14 protein-coding genes are annotated in these 17,163 nt (G+C 63.3%); 6 read left to right on the top strand and 8 right to left on the bottom strand.

The window, feature by feature from the left end:
* The first annotated feature begins 56 nt into the window (after nucleotides 1-56).
* Together acnA and U0004_RS22115 are read left to right on the top strand one after the other, a co-directional pair.
* A complete protein-coding gene (gene acnA / locus U0004_RS22110; protein ID WP_070254090.1) occupies nucleotides 57-2,777 on the top strand; it encodes an aconitate hydratase AcnA in 2,721 nt (906 codons plus the stop codon).
* Between the two features lie 213 nt (nucleotides 2,778-2,990).
* Entirely contained in the window at nucleotides 2,991-4,244 is a 1,254-nt protein-coding gene (locus tag U0004_RS22115) for a DUF2863 family protein (protein ID WP_070254091.1), read from the top strand.
* Nucleotides 4,245-4,416: 172 nt separating this feature from the next.
* On the opposite strand, the gene U0004_RS22120 is transcribed toward U0004_RS22115, so the two are convergent.
* Both U0004_RS22120 and U0004_RS22125 read right to left on the bottom strand, forming a co-directional pair.
* On the bottom strand, nucleotides 4,417-4,881 hold the full coding sequence (locus tag U0004_RS22120) for a CYTH domain-containing protein (RefSeq protein WP_070254108.1): 465 nt from the start codon (nucleotides 4,879-4,881) through the stop codon (nucleotides 4,417-4,419).
* A 12-nt stretch (nucleotides 4,882-4,893) separates the two neighbouring features.
* Nucleotides 4,894-6,015 carry a M14 family metallopeptidase gene (locus U0004_RS22125; protein ID WP_034789119.1) on the bottom strand — a complete coding sequence of 374 codons (1,122 nt, stop codon included), beginning with the start codon at nucleotides 6,013-6,015 and terminating at the stop codon, nucleotides 4,894-4,896.
* A gap of 299 nt (nucleotides 6,016-6,314) precedes the next feature.
* On the opposite strand from U0004_RS22125, the gene U0004_RS22130 reads away from it, so the two are divergent.
* Complete coding sequence (locus U0004_RS22130; RefSeq protein WP_070254092.1) at nucleotides 6,315-6,977, top strand: TetR/AcrR family transcriptional regulator; 663 nt, start codon at nucleotides 6,315-6,317, stop codon at nucleotides 6,975-6,977.
* Between the two features lie 87 nt (nucleotides 6,978-7,064).
* Here the strand turns inward: U0004_RS22130 and U0004_RS22135 are convergent, their stop codons facing one another.
* Complete coding sequence (locus tag U0004_RS22135; protein ID WP_070254109.1) at nucleotides 7,065-8,561, bottom strand: acetyl-CoA hydrolase/transferase family protein; 1,497 nt, start codon at nucleotides 8,559-8,561, stop codon at nucleotides 7,065-7,067.
* A gap of 160 nt (nucleotides 8,562-8,721) precedes the next feature.
* On the opposite strand from U0004_RS22135, the gene U0004_RS22140 reads away from it, so the two are divergent.
* Nucleotides 8,722-9,615 carry a LysR substrate-binding domain-containing protein gene (locus U0004_RS22140; protein WP_070254093.1) on the top strand — a complete coding sequence of 298 codons (894 nt, stop codon included), beginning with the start codon at nucleotides 8,722-8,724 and terminating at the stop codon, nucleotides 9,613-9,615.
* A 51-nt stretch (nucleotides 9,616-9,666) separates the two neighbouring features.
* Here the strand turns inward: U0004_RS22140 and fucP are convergent, their stop codons facing one another.
* Nucleotides 9,667-10,971, bottom strand: a complete 1,305-nt coding sequence (fucP, locus tag U0004_RS22145; RefSeq protein ID WP_034789196.1) for an L-fucose:H+ symporter permease — start codon at nucleotides 10,969-10,971, stop codon at nucleotides 9,667-9,669.
* Between the two features lie 436 nt (nucleotides 10,972-11,407).
* Between fucP and U0004_RS22150 the strand changes: the two genes are divergently transcribed.
* Both U0004_RS22150 and U0004_RS22155 read left to right on the top strand, forming a co-directional pair.
* A complete protein-coding gene (locus tag U0004_RS22150) occupies nucleotides 11,408-11,641 on the top strand; it encodes a DUF3563 family protein (RefSeq protein ID WP_080698581.1) in 234 nt (77 codons plus the stop codon).
* A 99-nt stretch (nucleotides 11,642-11,740) separates the two neighbouring features.
* Entirely contained in the window at nucleotides 11,741-12,268 is a 528-nt protein-coding gene (locus tag U0004_RS22155; protein ID WP_081345456.1) for an NADPH-dependent FMN reductase, read from the top strand.
* Nucleotides 12,269-12,326: 58 nt separating this feature from the next.
* Here the strand turns inward: U0004_RS22155 and U0004_RS22160 are convergent, their stop codons facing one another.
* From U0004_RS22160 to U0004_RS22175, 4 genes are all read right to left on the bottom strand, one after another.
* A complete protein-coding gene (locus U0004_RS22160) occupies nucleotides 12,327-14,030 on the bottom strand; it encodes a lactate permease LctP family transporter (protein ID WP_115057552.1) in 1,704 nt (567 codons plus the stop codon).
* 87 nt (nucleotides 14,031-14,117) lie between these two features.
* Nucleotides 14,118-15,563 (bottom strand): LutB/LldF family L-lactate oxidation iron-sulfur protein, encoded by a 1,446-nt coding sequence (locus U0004_RS22165; RefSeq protein WP_070254096.1) that lies wholly within the window; start codon nucleotides 15,561-15,563, stop codon nucleotides 14,118-14,120.
* Nucleotides 15,560-16,276, bottom strand: a complete 717-nt coding sequence (locus U0004_RS22170; RefSeq protein WP_070254097.1) for a LutC/YkgG family protein — start codon at nucleotides 16,274-16,276, stop codon at nucleotides 15,560-15,562. Before U0004_RS22170 ends, U0004_RS22165 begins: the two co-directional genes overlap by 4 nt.
* Nucleotides 16,273-17,082 carry a (Fe-S)-binding protein gene (locus U0004_RS22175; protein ID WP_034789131.1) on the bottom strand — a complete coding sequence of 270 codons (810 nt, stop codon included), beginning with the start codon at nucleotides 17,080-17,082 and terminating at the stop codon, nucleotides 16,273-16,275. The genes U0004_RS22170 and U0004_RS22175 overlap by 4 nt, the downstream gene beginning before the upstream one ends.
* Nucleotides 17,083-17,163 lie beyond the last annotated feature (81 nt).

Consider the following 17,163-nt stretch of genomic DNA (forward strand, 5'->3'; position numbering starts at 1 on the left):
TCATGTTTTGTAATTTGAATAATCAATAAATAGACGATACCCAACAAGGAGAGGTCATGTCCCGCAACACTCTGAACACGCTCAAGGACTTTAATATTTCGGATAGCAAGAAGGGCAAGCTGTACTCCCTGCCTGCACTGGAAAAAAGCCTGGGCATCAATGTCTCCCGCCTGCCAGTGTCGATTCGCATCGTGCTCGAATCGGTATTGCGCAACTGCGACGGCAAAAAAGTCACCGAAGAACACGTCAAGCAATTGGCGAGCTGGGGCCCGACCGCCGAGCGCACCGACGAGATCCCGTTCGTAGTGGCGCGCGTCGTGCTGCAAGACTTCACCGGCGTACCGCTGCTGGCCGACCTGGCAGCCATGCGCAACGTGGCCGCCAAGATGGGCATCAATGCCAAGAAGATCGAACCGCTGGTACCAGTCGACCTGGTGGTCGACCACTCGGTGACCATCGATCACTACCGCGAAAAGAAAGCGCTGGACCTGAACATGAAACTGGAATTCTCGCGTAACAACGAGCGCTACCAGTTCATGAAATGGGGCATGCAGGCATTCGACACCTTCGGCGTCGTGCCACCAGGCTTCGGCATCGTCCACCAGGTCAACCTGGAATACCTGGCGCGCGGCGTGCACCACGCAGGCAAGAAAGCCGGCGACGTGTACTACCCTGACACCCTGGTCGGCACCGACTCGCACACCACCATGATCAACGGCATCGGCGTGGTCGGCTGGGGCGTGGGCGGCATCGAGGCGGAAGCCGGCATGCTGGGCCAACCGGTCTACTTCCTGACGCCTGACGTCATCGGCGTGAACCTGTCGGGCGCGCTGCGCGAAGGCTGCACCGCAACCGACCTGGTACTGACCATCACCGAATTGCTGCGCAAAGAAAAAGTCGTCGGCAAGTTCGTCGAATTCTTCGGCGAAGGCACCGAGTCGCTGACCCTGACCGACCGCGCGACGATCGCCAACATGGCACCGGAATACGGCGCCACCATGGGATTCTTCCCGGTCGACGAAGCCACCATCGATTACTTCAAGGGCACCGGCCGCAGCAAGGCTGAAATCGCCGCGTTCGAAGGCTACTTCAAGGCGCAAAACCTGTTCGGCGTGCCAAAAGCCGGCGAGATCGACTACACCCGCGTGGTGGAACTGAACCTGGCCACGGTCGCTCCGTCGCTGGCCGGCCCGAAGCGCCCGCAAGACCGTATCGAAATCGGCAACGTCAAGGCGAACTTCGCCGAACTGTTCGCCAAGCCAACCACGGAAAACGGCTTCAACAAGAACCCGGCCGACCTGGCTGCCGTGTACGAAACGACGAACGGCGTGAAAGTGTCGAACGGCGACGTGCTGATCGCCGCGATCACCTCGTGCACCAACACCTCGAACCCGAGCGTGATGCTGGCTGCCGGCCTGCTGGCCAAGAAAGCCGTGGAAGCCGGCCTGAAAGTCGCTCCGCACATCAAGACCTCGCTGGCCCCCGGCTCGCGCGTCGTGACCGAGTACCTGACGGCTGCCGGCCTGCTGCCATACCTGGAAAAACTGGGCTTCGGCGTGACCGCCTACGGCTGCACCACCTGTATCGGCAATGCGGGCGACCTGACGCCTGAGCTGAACGCCGCCATCGCCACGCACGACATCGTCGCGTCGGCCGTACTGTCGGGCAACCGCAACTTCGAAGCGCGTATTCACCCGAACATCCGCTCGAACTTCCTGGCTTCGCCACCGCTGGTCGTCGCTTACGCCATCGCCGGCAACATGACGCGCGACCTGATGACGGAACCTGTCGGCAAGGGCAAGGGCGGCAAGGATATCTACCTGGGCGACATCTGGCCGACCTCGGCTGAAGTCTCGGCCATGATGAAATTCGCCATGAACGCCAAGGTGTTCAAGGACAACTACGCCGACGTCAAGGGCGCACCAGGCAAGCTGTGGGAAAAAGTCACGACCGTGTCCGGTCAAGTCTACAACTGGCCGAAATCGACCTACATCGCGGAACCACCGTTCTTCGACAACTTCTCGATGACGCCAGCGGCAGTGGCCACCGGCATCGAAGGCGCGCGCGCACTGGGCGTGTTCGGCGATTCCATCACCACCGACCACATCTCGCCAGCCGGCTCGATCCAGGAAAACGGTCCTGCAGGCAAGTGGCTGAAGGAAAACGGCGTCCTGAAAGCGGACTTCAACTCCTACGGCTCGCGTCGCGGCAACCATGAAATCATGATGCGCGGCACGTTCGCCAACGTGCGTATCAAAAACCGCATGATCCCTGCCAAGGCGGACGGTTCGGCGGTCGAAGGCGGCATCACGATTCACCAGCCTTCCGGCGAACAGATGTCGATCTACGACGCAGCGATGAAATATGTTGCTGAAGGCACGCCAACCATGGTCTTCGGCGGCGAAGAGTACGGTACGGGCTCGTCGCGCGACTGGGCGGCAAAAGGTACGCAACTGCTGGGCGTGAAAGCCGTGATCACCCGTTCGTTCGAGCGTATTCACCGCTCGAACCTGGTGGGCATGGGCGTGCTGCCGCTGCAATTCATCGGCGACGACAGCGTGCAAACCCTGGGCATCACCGGCAATGAAACCTTCGACCTGAAAGGCCTCGAAGGCGAAATCAAGCCACAGCAACTGGCCACCCTGGTGATCCACCGCGCCGACGGCACCAGCGTCGACGTAAAAGTGCTGCTGCGCATCGATACGCCGATCGAAGTCGATTACTACAAGCATGGCGGTATCCTGCCATTCGTGTTGCGTCAACTGCTGGCCGAGTAATCAGCCCAGCTGTGAGGTAAGATAAAAGCGCCGGTTCCGACCGGCGCTTTTTTTCGTCCCTGCGCCCCGTTCCGACTTGAAATTCCGACTATTGGCATGATCTGAGGATAGCTTACGTATTGCGTGCGGCTGAATCCTCTACAATACGGTTATAAGGGTTTATCATTGTTTGACTGATCCATTTTTTTCACTTTCCGAGACTCTTATCCCGCCATGCGTCGTCCTTCCAAAGATTCATCCCATAAACTGACTGCCGACAGCCAGCGCCTGGTCACCTTTGCCCAGGCGATCGTACAGGCAGCCAGCCGTCTCGAAGAGCGGTCCTGGGAACACAGCCTGGATACGCAGCTCCAGAAATTACTCAAAACCGGCCACCAGGACACCATCGACAACACCCTGGGCAGCCTGTTCAAGGAAGACTTGAACGCCTACGACGTGCTGATGGACTGCGTTGAAGCCGTCAGCGAATCGACCGTCGTCGTACATGACGACGTGCGCTACGACGCCCTGCTGGTCGCCGTACCCATCCTCGCGTGGACGCGCTTTTCCATCGCCTCCGGTCCCATGGCTGGCGACGCGCACGGCGTGCTGTCGGCGCATTTCGCCGCCCACCTGCTGGCCGACGGCACGAAGATGGCCATGGCGCCCACCCTGTATTCGATCGACCAGCTGCCGCGCAGCCACGTCGAGACCTATGCCAAGACGCAGAAGCTGGCACTGGCCGCCCTGAAAGGCACGGCCGTCAAGCCGTCGGCCAAAGAGGCGGAAACGGCGCCCTTCCTGGCCGACACGCGCTACCTGCTGGTGGCCGTGGTGGCCCCTGCTGGCGCACCGCTGTTCCGCTGGCAGACGCCGGCCAGCCAGCTCGACTTCATCGCCGAGCGCAGCGCCGCCCTGGAACAATGGCGCACGCAGGCCACGCCGACGATTGCCCGCCTGCTGCCCGGCTGCGGCCTGGAATTGCTGCTGCCGGAAGCGTATTACGTGGCCTGCCGCGAAGCTGACAAGCTGATCCGTCCCGTCTCCGTGCGCGCCGCCGTGCACTACCTGACGCACACGCTGGCCATCGAGCCGTCGGAACTGCGCGCCGTGATCGCCGGTTTCGGCGAGGAAGCGGCCGATGGCCAGGTGGACGAGTACCGCATCGCCTTCACCCTGCGCCAGGCGCCGGACGTGATCTACGGCATCGTCTGGCCTTTATATGGCCAGGAAGACGAGGATGGCACGCCGATCGAAGGCCTGATCCAGGTGGGCATCGCCGCGCTGGACAAGCAAAAGACGCCCGTCGATGAAATCATCGAACACCTGAACGCCGCCGGCGTGACGCAGATCAAGCGCCACGCGGAACGTTTTGTCGGTGAATACTGCGACGATTGCGGCGCGCCCCTGTTTGCCGATCCCGTGGGCGAACTGGCGCATGCGGAAATGCCGGAAGATACGCCGCAAGGCACGGAACACTTCCATTGATGCTGTAACGGTGTTGTCGGATTACGCGCTGCGCGCTAATCCGACCTACGCTGCTGGCATAGGCCGTAGGTCGGATTAGCCGGTACGGCGTAATCCGACCATACCCCTGATGCAAAAAAAGGCGGAACCGAGGTTCCGCCTTTTTCATTTCAACAAGCTTTTTGACGCCTCGTCACCACTGCGAAAACGGGTGGCGGATCAGATTCGCGTTGTAGTAGCGCGCGTCGCCCGACACTTCCGCGCCGACCCAGTCGGGCTTCTCGAACGGCTGGTCTTCCGAGGCCAGTTCGATCTCGGCCACCACCAGGCCCGCATTCGCGCCCAGGAACTCGTCGATTTCCCACACCATGCCCGCGTGTTCGATGCGGTGGCGGTATTTTTCGATCAGCGGCTGTTCGCACAGGCCGTCGAGCAGTTCGGCCGCGTCGGCCAGCGGAATCGGATACTCCCACTCGCCGCGCGTCGCGCCCACGTTCGCGCCCTTGATGGTCAGCATCGCCTGCTCGCCTTCGATGCGCACGCGCACCACGCGCTCGCGCGCGGACGACAGATAGCCCTGGCGCAACAGGACCGCCTGGCCCAAGCCGCGCCAGGCGTCGCCGGCAAGCAAAAATTTACGCTCGATCTCGATACCCATGAACAACGCCGTTCAATCCAGCGACAGCAGGATAGGCTGCAGCATGGCCGCGCCCAGGGCCGCGCTGCGCGCGCCGTTCCAGCCGACGGCCGGATCCGGCAAGTCGGCGTTTTCCTTGAATGGCATTTCCAGCGTCAGCGCCAGGCAACCGAAGTGGTGGCCGATGTATTTCGACGCCAGGGTCAGCATGTCCGATTTGTACTTGCTGGCCGCATAGCCGAACTTGTCCTGGAAGTCGGGGCTGGCCTGCTTGTAGCGCTCGATGAAGGCCTTCTGGTGCGCCGCTTGCGCCGGCGTGAAGTTTTCCAGCATTTCATTGCCGGCCACAAAGTTGTACGGCAGCGCTTCGTCGCCGTGGATGTCGAAAAACATGTCGACGCCCGTTTCATGTATCTTGTTTTTCACGCACAGCACTTCCGGGCTCGATTCCAGGGAAGGCGTCATCCATTCGCGGTTCAGGTTGGCGCCTGCCGCATTCGTGCGCAGGTTGCCGCGGATGGAACCGTCCGGGTTCATGTTCGGCACGATGTGGAACACGGCGCGCTGCAGCAGTTTGCGCGCGATCGGGTTGGCGTCGTCCAGCAGCGAGTCGATCAAGCCTTCGACGAACCATTCGGCCATCGATTCGCCCGGATGCTGGCGCGCGATGACCCAGATCTTCTTTTCCGCCTGCGGGTTGCCGATGGTCACCATGTTCATGTCGCGGCCGTCGACCGTGCTGCCCAGGTCGGACACGCGCGCCAGCGGATGCTCGGCCACTTCGCCCAGCAGGCGCAGATGGCGTTCCCACGAATACGGCTCGAAATAGGCGTAATACACGCTGTCGAGTTCCGGCGTGTGAGAGATCGTCATGACCTGGCCGTCGAACGAGGTCGGCACGCGGAACCAGTTTTCGCTGTCGTAGCTGGCCACGGCCTGGTAGTCTTCGTAGCCGGCCGGATAGGTGGCCTGGCCCGCGTTCAGGAAACGCATCGTGCATGCCTGGCCACGCGCGCCCTGCAGGCGGAAGTGGAACCACTGGTGGATGTCCGCGTGACTATCCTTGCGCAAGTTCAGGTCGATGGCGCCGGCACTGGTGGCGCTCACCACGTCGATGGCGCCCGAGTCGAAGTTCTGGCTGATTTTAATGGTCATGTAATGATCCCGTCCGAATGTAAGTGTTCCGGCGTTGCCTCGTGGGCTGGCGCCGTTGCGCTAAACGCAGTGTAAGCTATCCCGCTATTTTCCGCCCTTTGGGCCCGTTCGCAAAGCCTGCCCAGGCGATTTGTGCACCAATCCGGGGCATCGATGGAAAAGTGACGGGCAAAAGCGCGAAAAATCGGTCAGCTGTTGCATCTACCGGACAAAAAACTGATTTGTAACAGCCGCTGACACATTGGCGCTCAATCGCCCCCCTATAATTCTTGCTTTCATAGAGTCGCCAGGAAAGAGTCGTGGACAAGAAGTTAACTAATATCCAGGAAAGAAAGTTACGCGAGGCTCAGGCGCGGCGCGAGCACATCATCGACGTCGTCAAAGATCTCATCAAGAAAGGAGGCGCGCGCGCCGTCTCCATCCGCAAGGTAGCCGAGGCGGCCGGCTTTTCCACCACCGTCGTGTACGCCCTGTTCCGCGACAAGGCCACCCTGATCGCACAGGCCATGGACAAGGACTTGCTGGAACTGGTGCGCGCCATGCGCACGGCCTGCGCCGCCAGCACTGAGCCGTGGGAACGCATCCGCCTGGTCGGCCGCGCCTACATCGAGTACGGCTTCCAGCATCCCGACGAATATTCGCTGATCTTCATGGAGCTGCGTCCGCATGCAGAGCTCGACGCCGTCGAAGTCGAACACGGCAATATCGAGCAGGATCCGTACGCCTATGCGCTGCACCTGTTCGGCGAACTGGCGCAGGCGGGCCTGGTGCGCCAGGACGAGCCGGCGCTGCACACGATGACGCAAATCTTCTGGCAATCGCTGCACGGCCTCGTCTCGCTGCGCATCGTCATGGATGCGGGCGACCCATGGACGCCGCACCCGGAAATGAACGCGCATATCGACGACTTGCTGGCCGTCGTCACGGCAGGCATCCGACTGCGCTTTGCGCCCGCGGCCTGACCCTTGTTCCGGCGCAAGCTGCGCCAGACGAAAAAATGGGCAGGCGCGGTGATGATCCGCCCTGCCCTTTCTTGATGTTAGCGCAGCTTACGGCGCTTCGAGCATGCTCTGCGTTTCCTGGTAGCGCACATGCCACGACAGCGCCTGCTCCAGGATGTGCGGCGTATGGCCGCCGCGCTGGCATGCCGCGTCATAATAAGCACGCAGTTGCGCGCGGTAATCGGGATGCGTGCAGCGCTCGATGATCAGCGGCGCCCGTTCGCGCGGCGCCAGTCCGCGCAAGTCCGCAAAACCCCACTCCGTCACCAGCACGTCGACGTCATGCTCCGTATGGTCCACATGCGAGACCATCGGCACGACGCTGGAAATGCGCCCGCCCTTGGCCGCCGATTTCGACACGAACATCGACACTTGCCCATTGCGCGCAAAGTCGCCCGAGCCGCCGATACCGTTCATCATGTGCGTGCCGCACACGTGCGTGGAATTGACGTTGCCGTAGATATCGAACTCGAGCGCCGTGTTCAGGGCGATGATGCCCAGGCGGCGCACGATCTCGGGGTGGTTGCTGATCTCTTGCGGGCGCAGCACGATTTTCGAACGGTAATGGTCGATATTGTCCATCAGCTTCTGGTGCACGGCGGCCGACAGGGTGATCGACGAGGCCGAGGCAAACGCCAGCTGGCCCGAATCGAGCAGCTCGATGGCGCTGTCCTGCAGCACTTCCGAATACATCGTCATGTTCTGGAAGGGCGAGCCGATCAGGCCATGCAGCACGGCGTTGGCGATGGTGCCGATGCCCGCCTGCAGGGGCAGCAGTTCCGGGCCCATGCGCCCGGCCGCCACTTCGCCTTCGAGAAAAGCGATCACGTGGCCGGCGATGGCCTGCGTTTCCGCGTCGGGCGGCAAGGCGTTCGACGGGCTGTCGGGGCTGTCCGTGATGACGATGGCGGCGATGCGGGCCGGGTCGATGGCGATGGCCGTGCTGCCCAGGCGCTGGTCGACGCGCGTGAGCGGTATCGGCTCGCGGCCCGGCAAGGTTTGCGGTATATAAATGTCATGCAAGCCTTCCAGCGCCAGCGGCGTGGACAGGTTGATTTCGATGATCACTTGCGTGGCCTGCTGGGCAAACGCGGCGGAGTTGCCCACCGACATGGTCGGGATGATGGCGCCGGCGGCCGTGATGGCCGTCGCTTCGATGACGGCGATGTCGACGGCGGCCAGGTTGCCCGAACGCAGCTGCTCGGCCGTTTCCGACAGGTGCTGGTCGATGAACATGACTTCACCGTTGTTGATCTTGCCGCGCAAGACGGGGTCGACCTGGAACGGCATGCGGCGCGCCAGCACGCCCGCCTCGGCCATCAGGCCGTCGCTGCCATTGCCCAGCGAAGCGCCCGTGATCAGGGTCAGGCTCAATGGATCTTGCAGGGCGCGTTCAGCCAGCGCGCGCGGCAAGGCCTTGGCGTCGCCGGCACGGGTAAAGCCGCTCATGCCGACACGCATGCCGTTGTGGAACAATTTGGCTGCCTCATCAGCGCTCATGATTTTGCTGAGCAAGCCTGGGTGGCGGATACGGTCCTCGTACATCGTGATGCTCCTGATATTCTTAATATTCTCAAACTGGATGGCTGTCATACACCAGCCCCATAAGTGGTTTCAGTATAAAATCCCGTCCACATGCATGGCATGAATTAATTTCGTCACATCCAGTCGATATTTTCATGTCCTGCCAACGCTGAGCACTCCCTTGGATATCCGTTCCCTGCGCTATTTCGTCGAAACCGTGCGCCTGTCGAGCTTTACGCAGGCGGCCGAGTCGCTGCACCTGACCCAGTCGACCATCAGCAAGATGGTGCGCCAGCTGGAAGACGAGGTGGGCGCCCAGCTGCTGGTGCGCGACGGACGCAAGCTGACCCTGACGGACACGGGCCGCATCGTCTACCAGCACGGCCAGGAGATGCTGGCCAATATGCGCCAGCTGACCCTGGAAGTGCGCGATACCCAGGCCTTGCAGCGCGGCAGCCTGGCGGTCGGCATCCCGCCCATGATCAACGTGCTGTTTACGCCCGTATTAAAAGCCTTTCGGGCGCGCCATCCGAACATCAGCCTGACCCTGCAGGAAGACACGGGCCAGCAGATCGAGCGCAAGGTGGCGGGAGGCGAGCTGGAAATCGGCATGACGGTGCTGCCGGCCGACCCGGAACTCGACCTCGTGGCGGTGGAAGTGGCCAACTACCCGATCTGGGCCCTGGCCGAGCCGGGCACGTTCCAGAAAAACCGCACGACACTGCCCTTCAAGGCACTGGCCGAGCTGCCGCTGGTGTTATTGAAGGAGGATTTCGCCCTCACGCGCAGCCTGCGCCAGCATTTCGCGCAAGCGGGATTCACGCCGACCATCGCCGCGCAGAGCGGCCAGTGGGACTGGCTGGTGGCGATGGCCTCGGCGGGCCTGGGCGTGGCCCTGCTGCCCGAGCCGTTCATCCACCGCCTGGCCGGCGAACGGCTGGAGGCGGTGCGCATCGTCGAACCGGAAGTGGCATGGCAGGTGGCGCATGTCTGGAGCGGGCGCTACCTGTCACATGCGGCGCGCGCCTGGCTCGAGGTATGCCAGGACGTGCTGGGCACGCCATTCGCGCACTGACGTAAAAAAGGGTGGCCGAGGCCACCCTTTTGATTGATCGCGCCACCCTGCTTATTTGGCGGCGTCGTCCTTGTACATGCTGGCGTACTTCCAGCCGAAGTACAGGATGAAGGTGTAGCACAGGGCCGGCACGAGGAAGGACAGCTGCAGGTTGATGTGGTCGGCCAGGAAGCCCTGGATGAACGGCACGATGGCGCCGCCGACGATGGCCATGCACAGGATGCCCGAACCTTGACCCGTTTGCGCGCCCAGCTTGTTCAGGGCCATGCTGAAGATGGTCGGGAACATGATGGAGTTGAACAGGCCGACGGCGATCAGTGCCCACATGGCCGTGTGACCGCTGGAGAACACGGCGACGAGGATCAGCCCGATGACGACGGCGGCGTTGAAGGCCAGGGTCTTGCCCGGGCTGACATAGCGCATCACGGCAAAGCCGACGAAACGGCCCAGCATGGCGCCACCCCAGTAATAGCTGACGAAATAGGCGGCATCGGCGTGGCTGAGGCCAGCGATATGGCTCTCGCCGAGGAAGTTGATCAGGAAGCTGCCGATGCTGACCTCACCGCCCACATACAGGAAGATGGCCAGCGCGCCCAGCACCAGGTGGCGGTGCGACCAGATCGAAACCTTGTGGCCATCCTGCGCCACGGCAGCCGCATCATCGGCATGCGAAATCTTCGGCAATTTGGCCAGCGCGAACAGCACGGCCAGTATCACCAGGGTGGCGGCCAGCACCAGGTACGGGCCTTGCACGGAGGCCGCTTCCTTGGCGCGGTAAGCCAGTTGCTCGGCTGCAGGCAGCAGGTCGAACTGCTGCACCGTCAGCACGGTGCCCGACAAAATCAGCATGCCGCCCAGGGCCGGCGCCACGGTGGTGCCCAGCGCGTTGAACGCCTGCGTCAGGGTCAGGCGGCTCGACGCCGTCTGCGGGTCGCCCAGTTCCGTCACATACGGATTGGCCGCCACCTGCAGCACGGTGATGCCGGCCGCCAGGATGAAGAAGGACAAGAGGAACAGCGCGTAGCTGCCGGTGGACGCCGGGTAGAACATGGCGCAGCCGGCGGCCGCGATCAGCAGGCCGGCGACGACGCCGCGCTGGTAGCCGATCTTCTTGATCAGCATGCCAGCCGGCAGCGAGACGATGGCGTAGGCGCCAAAGAAGCAGAACTGCACCAGCATCGCCTGGACATAGGTCAAGGTGTAGATCGAGCGCAGATGGGGAATCAGCACATCATTGAGCGATGTCAACAATCCCCACATGAAAAACAGCACCGTGACAATGATCAGGGCGCCTGTATTGTTTTGCGTGCCGGCCCGTGCGGACGGTACGCCCTGGCCTTGCTTTACGTATTCCATACCTTCTCCATTTTTCAATTCCAAGTTGATCGCGCCAGGCATGGAAGCGTTTCCACCCGGGCAGCGCCAGGACGCGCAAGCGCCACGCAGATATCAGCGTGGGCCATGACTGCCATCAACGATAGAGGGGCAGGCATGGCACGTCGCGCGCGCGGCAGGCGCACGGCCGACCGTTTCTCGTCAGAACGATGTCTTGTGGGCGCGGCACGCCTGCGGGCTGCGTCTGAAAACAACATCCAGAACAAAAACGTCTTGTAGTAAAACTACGATACTGCGCCGGCATTATGCCTTAAAGCCCTGTATTGCGCAGCTTTCCCGCCTGTTATTTAAAAAATGAATAGCTGACATTTGAAATCAAAAGTAGCCTTATAACTTGGAATCGCTATACTTATATTGCAGTGCAGCACAACGCGGCACGCCACACAAGGAGTCTGCCATGTCTACCGCATTTACTTACCACACCACGCAAAACAGCAATATCGTCGCCACCCTCGTTCACGCCGCCAAGCGCGTGGGCGCCTGGCTGAACCAAAGCAGCGACCGCCGCGAGCGCGCTTACGAAGAAGCCTACCTGGCCGAATCGACCGACCGCTACGACCTGGAATACCGCATGCGCGAACTGGCCCGCGCCAACCCGCAGCCAAGCTGGATGAGCGGCCTGAGCCGTTAATCGGTACTGCAGCACGCAGCCCATCACCGGCTGTAGCAACAACGATAGCGCCATCCTGCTCGCCTTGCGCTTGAGCACAGGATGGGCTATACAGGCGGGATGCAAACGCCCATTACCATCCTCGCCATCGCCGGCAGCCTGCGCGCCGCCTCGCTGAACACCGCCCTGCTGCGCGCCATCGCAAGGCTTGCCCCAGCGCCATTCGAGATCCGCATCTATCCCGGACTCGGTGAATTACCCCTGTTCAATCCCGACCTCGACGCCGACAGCCTGCCGGCCGTGACGGGCCTGCGCGACGCCATCCTGGCGGCCGACGTGCTGATGCTGGCCAGCCCCGAATATGCGCACGGCGTGAGCGGTCCCATGAAAAATGCGCTGGACTGGATGGTGGGAAATGAATCGTTCATCGACAAGCCGCTGGTGCTGCTGAACGCCTCGCCGCGCGCCACGCATGCGCAGGCGGCCTTGCGCGAAACGGTATGCACCATGTCGGCGCGGCTGATCGACGAAGCCTGCATCAGCCTGCCCCTGCTGGGGTCGGGTCTCGATGCGGAGGGTATCGCCGCGGACCCGGCATTGCGCCGGGCCATCCTCGATATGCTGCAGTGCATCAGGTCATTTTCATGATCTTCTGCACGTTTTACTATCATTTCATCTAGTTTTACTACGTACTTCTACGGATCGCTCAGTGCGGGATCATCCCGGTGAACACGTACGCCTGCAGCATGGTGATGATGCCGATGATCACGGCAAACAGCAGGCTGTGCTTCAAGGTAAAGCGGAACAGGTCCGATTCCTTGCCCACCAGGCCAGTGGCGGCGCAGGCGACGGCGATCGACTGGGGCGAAATCATCTTGCCCGTCACGCCACCCGTCGTATTGGCCGCCACCAGCAAGGTATCGGACACGCCGATCTGGTGCGCCGTCGTGTTTTGCAGGGAGCAGAACAAGGCATTCGACGACGTATCGGACCCCGTCAGGAACACGCCCAGCCAGCCCAGGAACGGCGAGAAGAACGGAAACGCGGCGCCGCTGCCAGCCAGCAGCAAAGCCAGGGTGGACGACATGCCCGAATAGTTGGCAACGAAGGCAAACGCCAGCACCAGGCCGATCGACAGCACGGGACGGCGCAATTCCACGAGCGTTTCCACGAAGGCCTTGATGCCATCGCGCGGTTTCATGCGCAGCATCCACATCGACAGCACGGCCGTCAGCAAGATCGCCGTGCCCACGGCCGACAGCAGGTCGAGCTTGAAGACGGCGTCATACGCTTTCGGCGCGGCGACGATGGGCATCGTCTTGATCACCAGCTGGTCCAGGTAAGGCACGTGGATCTTGACGACCAGGCTGGATAACGCGCCGCCGGCGGCGAACAGGGACTTGAAGCCGGGCAGGCTCCAGACGGTGACGATGGCCGTCAGCAGGCCGAACGGCGCCCAGGCGCGCGCCGTTTGCGCCAAGGTATAGGGCGAGGCGGCGCGGCTGCCGCTGCCGCGCAAGTCCGCACTGCCTGCGCCGCCAAAACCGGACAGCGCAGCGGCGCCGCCGCCGACGGCGTTGACCACCTTGGCATTCTTCGGCTGCCACACTTTCAGGAACAGGGTCAGCGACACCAGGCTGACGAGGGCCGAAGTGATGTCCGGCAGCTCCGGCCCGATATGGTTGGACGTGAAATACTGGGTGATGGCAAAGCTGGCGCCCGTCACCAGGGCGGCCGGCCACACCTCGCGCACGCCGCGCGCACCATCCATCATGAACACCAGCCAGAAGGGCACGGCCAGCGACAGCAGCGGCAACTGGCGGCCCGCCATGGCTCCGATCAGGAAGGGGTCGATGCCCGTCACCTGGCCCGCCACGATGATGGGGATGCCCATGGCGCCAAAGGCCACGGGCGCCGTATTGGCGATCAGGCACAGGCCCGCCGCATACAGCGGGTTGAAGCCCAGGCCCACCAGCAACGCCGAGGTGATGGCCACGGGCGCGCCGAAACCGGCCGCCCCTTCCAGGAAGGCGCCGAAGGCAAAGCCGATCAGCAGCACCTGCAAGCGCTGGTCATCCGTCACCGACAGCACGGAGGCGCGGATGATCTCGATCTGCCCCGTCTTGACGACGATCTTGTACAGGAAGACGGCCGTGACGATGATCCAGGCGATGGGCCACAAGCCATACGCGAAGCCGTAGCCGGCCGCCGCCAGCGCCTGCGGCACGGGCATGCCATACGCGAAGATGGCGACGGCCAGCGCCAGCGCCAGGGTGACGGCGGCCGCCACGTGTCCCTTGATGCGCAGCGCCGCCAGGGCGATGAAGAAGAAAATGATGGGAACGGCTGCCGCCAGCGACGACAGCCACAGGCTGCCGAGCGGTGTATAAAGTTGGGTCCAGGTTTGCATGTCGGGTCTCCTCCGGTGGATGCGGGTTAAGTGAAAAAACGGCTTTGCTGTATTTTTTTGCGGCGTATTTTTCTGTGGAAGCCGGCGCTACTCTTCCTGGCCCCGCGCATTGAGCAGGTCGGCCAGGCTGCGCGGCGCCGGCGTCAAGGGCTTGCGGTGCTGCGTCCAGCCCAGTTGCGCGCGCGGCGTCAGTGCGCGCAGGCGCGTGGCGGCCCAGCGGAACAGGCGATAACTGATTGGGCGCGCAAAGGCGCCGCTCCAGAAGCGCCAGATCAGGCTTTCGCCGCGGCTGAACTTGGCGCCCTGCCCGCGCAGCGGATGCGCCACCTGCTCGCCGGGATTGCGATTGGCCTCCGTGCGCAGGCGCACCAGCAGCTGCGGGATCGGGATGCGCACGGGGCACACTTCGCCGCAGGCGCCGCACAGGCTCGATGCGGTGGCCAGGTCGGCCGTCGCAGCTAGGCCCAGCAAGTGGGGCGAAATGATCTTGCCGATCGGCCCCGGATACGTGGTGCCGTAGGCATGGCCGCCGATGCGCGTGTAGACGGGACAGTGGTTCATGCAGGCGCCGCAGCGGATGCATTGCAGGGTGGCGCGCAGTTGCTCGTCCGCGTAAGCCTGGCTGCGGCCGTTATCGAGCAAGACCAGGTGCACTTCGCGCGGCCCATCCTGTTCACCGGCGCGGCGCGGGCCGGAAATCAGGTTGAAATACGTGGTGACGGCCTGGCCCGTGGCCGAACGCGTCAGCAAGCTGGCCAGCGGCACGATATGTTCCAGCTTGGCCACCACTTTTTCCATGCCCATGATGGCGATGTGGATCTCCGGCACGGACGTCGTCAGCCGGCCATTGCCCTCGTTTTCCACCAGCCACAGGGTGCCCGTGTCGGCTGCCGCGAAGTTCACGCCGGACAGGCCGATGTCCGCCTCGACAAACGCCTGGCGCAGGGCGCGCCGCCCCGTCTGGATCAGGCTGTCGACGTCTTCCGTGTAGGGCGCGTCGGGAATATGCTCGGCGAACAGGCCGGCGATATCGGCTTTCGTCTTGTGAATCGCCGGCATGACGATGTGCGACGGCTTTTCGCCGGCCAGCTGCACGATATACTCGCCCATGTCCGACTCCAGGCACGTCATGCCGCGCGCTTCCAGGTAGTGATTGAGCTCGATTTCCTCGCTGGCCATCGACTTGCCCTTGATGAAGCGCGTCGCCCGGTTCCTTTCCGCGATGGCGTGGATGATGGCATTGGCCTGTTCGCCATCCTCGGCCCAGTGCACCTGGACGCCGGCCGCCGTCAGCTTGTCTTCCAGCTGCACCAGCAAATCGGGCAGGCGCGCCAGCGCGTGCTGGCGCACGGCTTCGCCGATGTCGCGCAGGCGTTCCAGTTCGTCGCCGTCGGGGAACTGGGCGCTGCGCTTGTCCTGTAAAAAATCCATGGCGCCGCGAAAGCTCTGGCGCAGCTTCGGGTCGTCCAGCGCGGCGCGGGCGCGCGCATGGAAGTCGGCCGGCTTGACGAATTGCAGTGGCTTGGCGTTCATGGCTGGCCTCCTTCCTGGGCTGGCAAGTCATCGATGATCAGCACCCACAGCCAGCGCGGACCGTGCGCGCCATAGGCGAGGGTTTGCTGGATGTCGGACGTTTTCGAGGGACCCGACACGAGCACCAGGTTGGCCGGCATGCCGTCGGCCCAGCGCTCGGCGCGCGCCGCCGCATGCAAGTCCACGTGCAGGGTGCTGGCATACACGAGGCAGACATGCAGGGGCGGCGCCAGCGATACCGTGCGCGGCGTGGCCGCGTCGGGCGCGATGACCAGGGTACCCGTGGCGGCAATGCCGGAACGGGCGACGGTAAAACCGGCATCGACGGTATCGAACAATTCGCCCTTCCATTGCGCCAGCGGACGCTCGAAAGACAGTGCTTCCACGCCAGCTGGCAAGGCGGCGCGTAAGGCCCGCCCTTCGGCGCTGCCGGCATCGAGCAGCAAACGGCATACGCCGTGCGCTTCCAGGCGCTGTGTCAGCAGGGCTGGCCAGGCATCGCTGCTCACGCAGTCGACTTCCGCATGCGCGGCGCGCAAGGCTGCCTGCATGGCGGCGATCCGGCCCCGTGGCGACAGCGGCGCTTGCGCGCGGCGCGCCAGATAGTGCCTGTCGATGGCGGCATCGATTGCCTCCATCGATTCGGGCGCGGAAGGCGCGGCGGCGCGCAGGCGTCCCAGCATGCGCTCGCGGGCGGTCAAGATCGCGCTCATGCCGCGCCTCCCGTGCGGCGCCACAAGAAGCTGGCCAGGTGTTCGACGGGCAGCGGCGCGCCCTGATGCTGCGCGGCGTGGCCGATGTTGAGCAGGCAGCCGCAGTCGGCCGAGACGAGCCGGTCGCAGCCCGTGGCGCAGGCCGAGGCGATCTTGTCGCTGACCATGGCGCCGGAAATATCCGGGTGTTTCAATGAAAACGTGCCGCCGAAGCCGCAGCATTCCGATTCACGCTGGTGTTCGATGCGCGTCACGCCGGGCAAGGCGTCAAGCAAGGCCACGCCGTGCACCCGCGTGCCCATTTCGCGGCGCGCCCCGCACGAGGTATGCAGCACCACGTTTTCCTCCGCTTGCCCGGGGGCGGCCAGGGCCAGGCCGGCCAGGTCGAGCTGCAGCACGCAGACGAGAAATTCGCTCAGTTCATACACGCGCTCGGCCAGTTCGGCAGCCTTGGGACCGGCCACCGGGTCGTCCTGGAACAGCTGCGGCCAGTGGTGGCGCATCATGCCGGCGCAGGAGCCGGATGGCACGATCACGGGCCATGGCTGCGCAAACAGGTCCAGCTGGGCGCGGGCCACGGCGCGCGCCTGCTCCGGATTGCCGCTGCTGTAGGCGGGCTGGCCACAGCAGCTCTGGCCGCGCGGATAATGCACCAGCAAGCCCTCCCGCTCCAGCAGGCGCACCGCGTCGAGGCCCGCCTGCGGCACGAACAGGTCGACCAGGCAGGTGGCGAACAGGTACACCTGGAGCGGCGCATGTGGGTAGTGGCGTGGAGCGTGGCGCGGCTGGCGCGGGTCTGGCTGCATGAGTGTGTCTCCCCGGCGCTCTGTGTGTTGCTGCGGCGCCGCTGTGTGTTGTTAAGAATGACCGGTTCACGCATAATTCCA

This window comes from Janthinobacterium lividum (assembly GCF_034424625.1).
Lineage (GTDB): Bacteria > Pseudomonadota > Gammaproteobacteria > Burkholderiales > Burkholderiaceae_D > Janthinobacterium > Janthinobacterium lividum.

What these genes read in the sequence shown, in the direction of transcription:
- U0004_RS22120 (WP_070254108.1), bottom strand. Translation starts at nt 4,881, where the DNA reads ATGGGTATCGAGATCGAGCGTAAATTTTTGCTTGCCGGCGACGCCTGG.
- U0004_RS22115 (WP_070254091.1), top strand. Translation starts at nt 2,991, where the DNA reads ATGCGTCGTCCTTCCAAAGATTCATCCCATAAACTGACTGCCGACAGC.
- fucP (WP_034789196.1), bottom strand. Translation starts at nt 10,971, where the DNA reads ATGGAATACGTAAAGCAAGGCCAGGGCGTACCGTCCGCACGGGCCGGC.
- U0004_RS22160 (WP_115057552.1), bottom strand. Translation starts at nt 14,030, where the DNA reads ATGCAAACCTGGACCCAACTTTATACACCGCTCGGCAGCCTGTGGCTG.
- U0004_RS22170 (WP_070254097.1), bottom strand. Translation starts at nt 16,276, where the DNA reads ATGAGCGCGATCTTGACCGCCCGCGAGCGCATGCTGGGACGCCTGCGC.
- U0004_RS22155 (WP_081345456.1), top strand. Translation starts at nt 11,741, where the DNA reads ATGCAAACGCCCATTACCATCCTCGCCATCGCCGGCAGCCTGCGCGCC.
- U0004_RS22125 (WP_034789119.1), bottom strand. Translation starts at nt 6,015, where the DNA reads ATGACCATTAAAATCAGCCAGAACTTCGACTCGGGCGCCATCGACGTG.
- U0004_RS22175 (WP_034789131.1), bottom strand. Translation starts at nt 17,082, where the DNA reads ATGCAGCCAGACCCGCGCCAGCCGCGCCACGCTCCACGCCACTACCCA.
- U0004_RS22150 (WP_080698581.1), top strand. Translation starts at nt 11,408, where the DNA reads ATGTCTACCGCATTTACTTACCACACCACGCAAAACAGCAATATCGTC.
- acnA (WP_070254090.1), top strand. Translation starts at nt 57, where the DNA reads ATGTCCCGCAACACTCTGAACACGCTCAAGGACTTTAATATTTCGGAT.
- U0004_RS22165 (WP_070254096.1), bottom strand. Translation starts at nt 15,563, where the DNA reads ATGAACGCCAAGCCACTGCAATTCGTCAAGCCGGCCGACTTCCATGCG.
- U0004_RS22135 (WP_070254109.1), bottom strand. Translation starts at nt 8,561, where the DNA reads ATGTACGAGGACCGTATCCGCCACCCAGGCTTGCTCAGCAAAATCATG.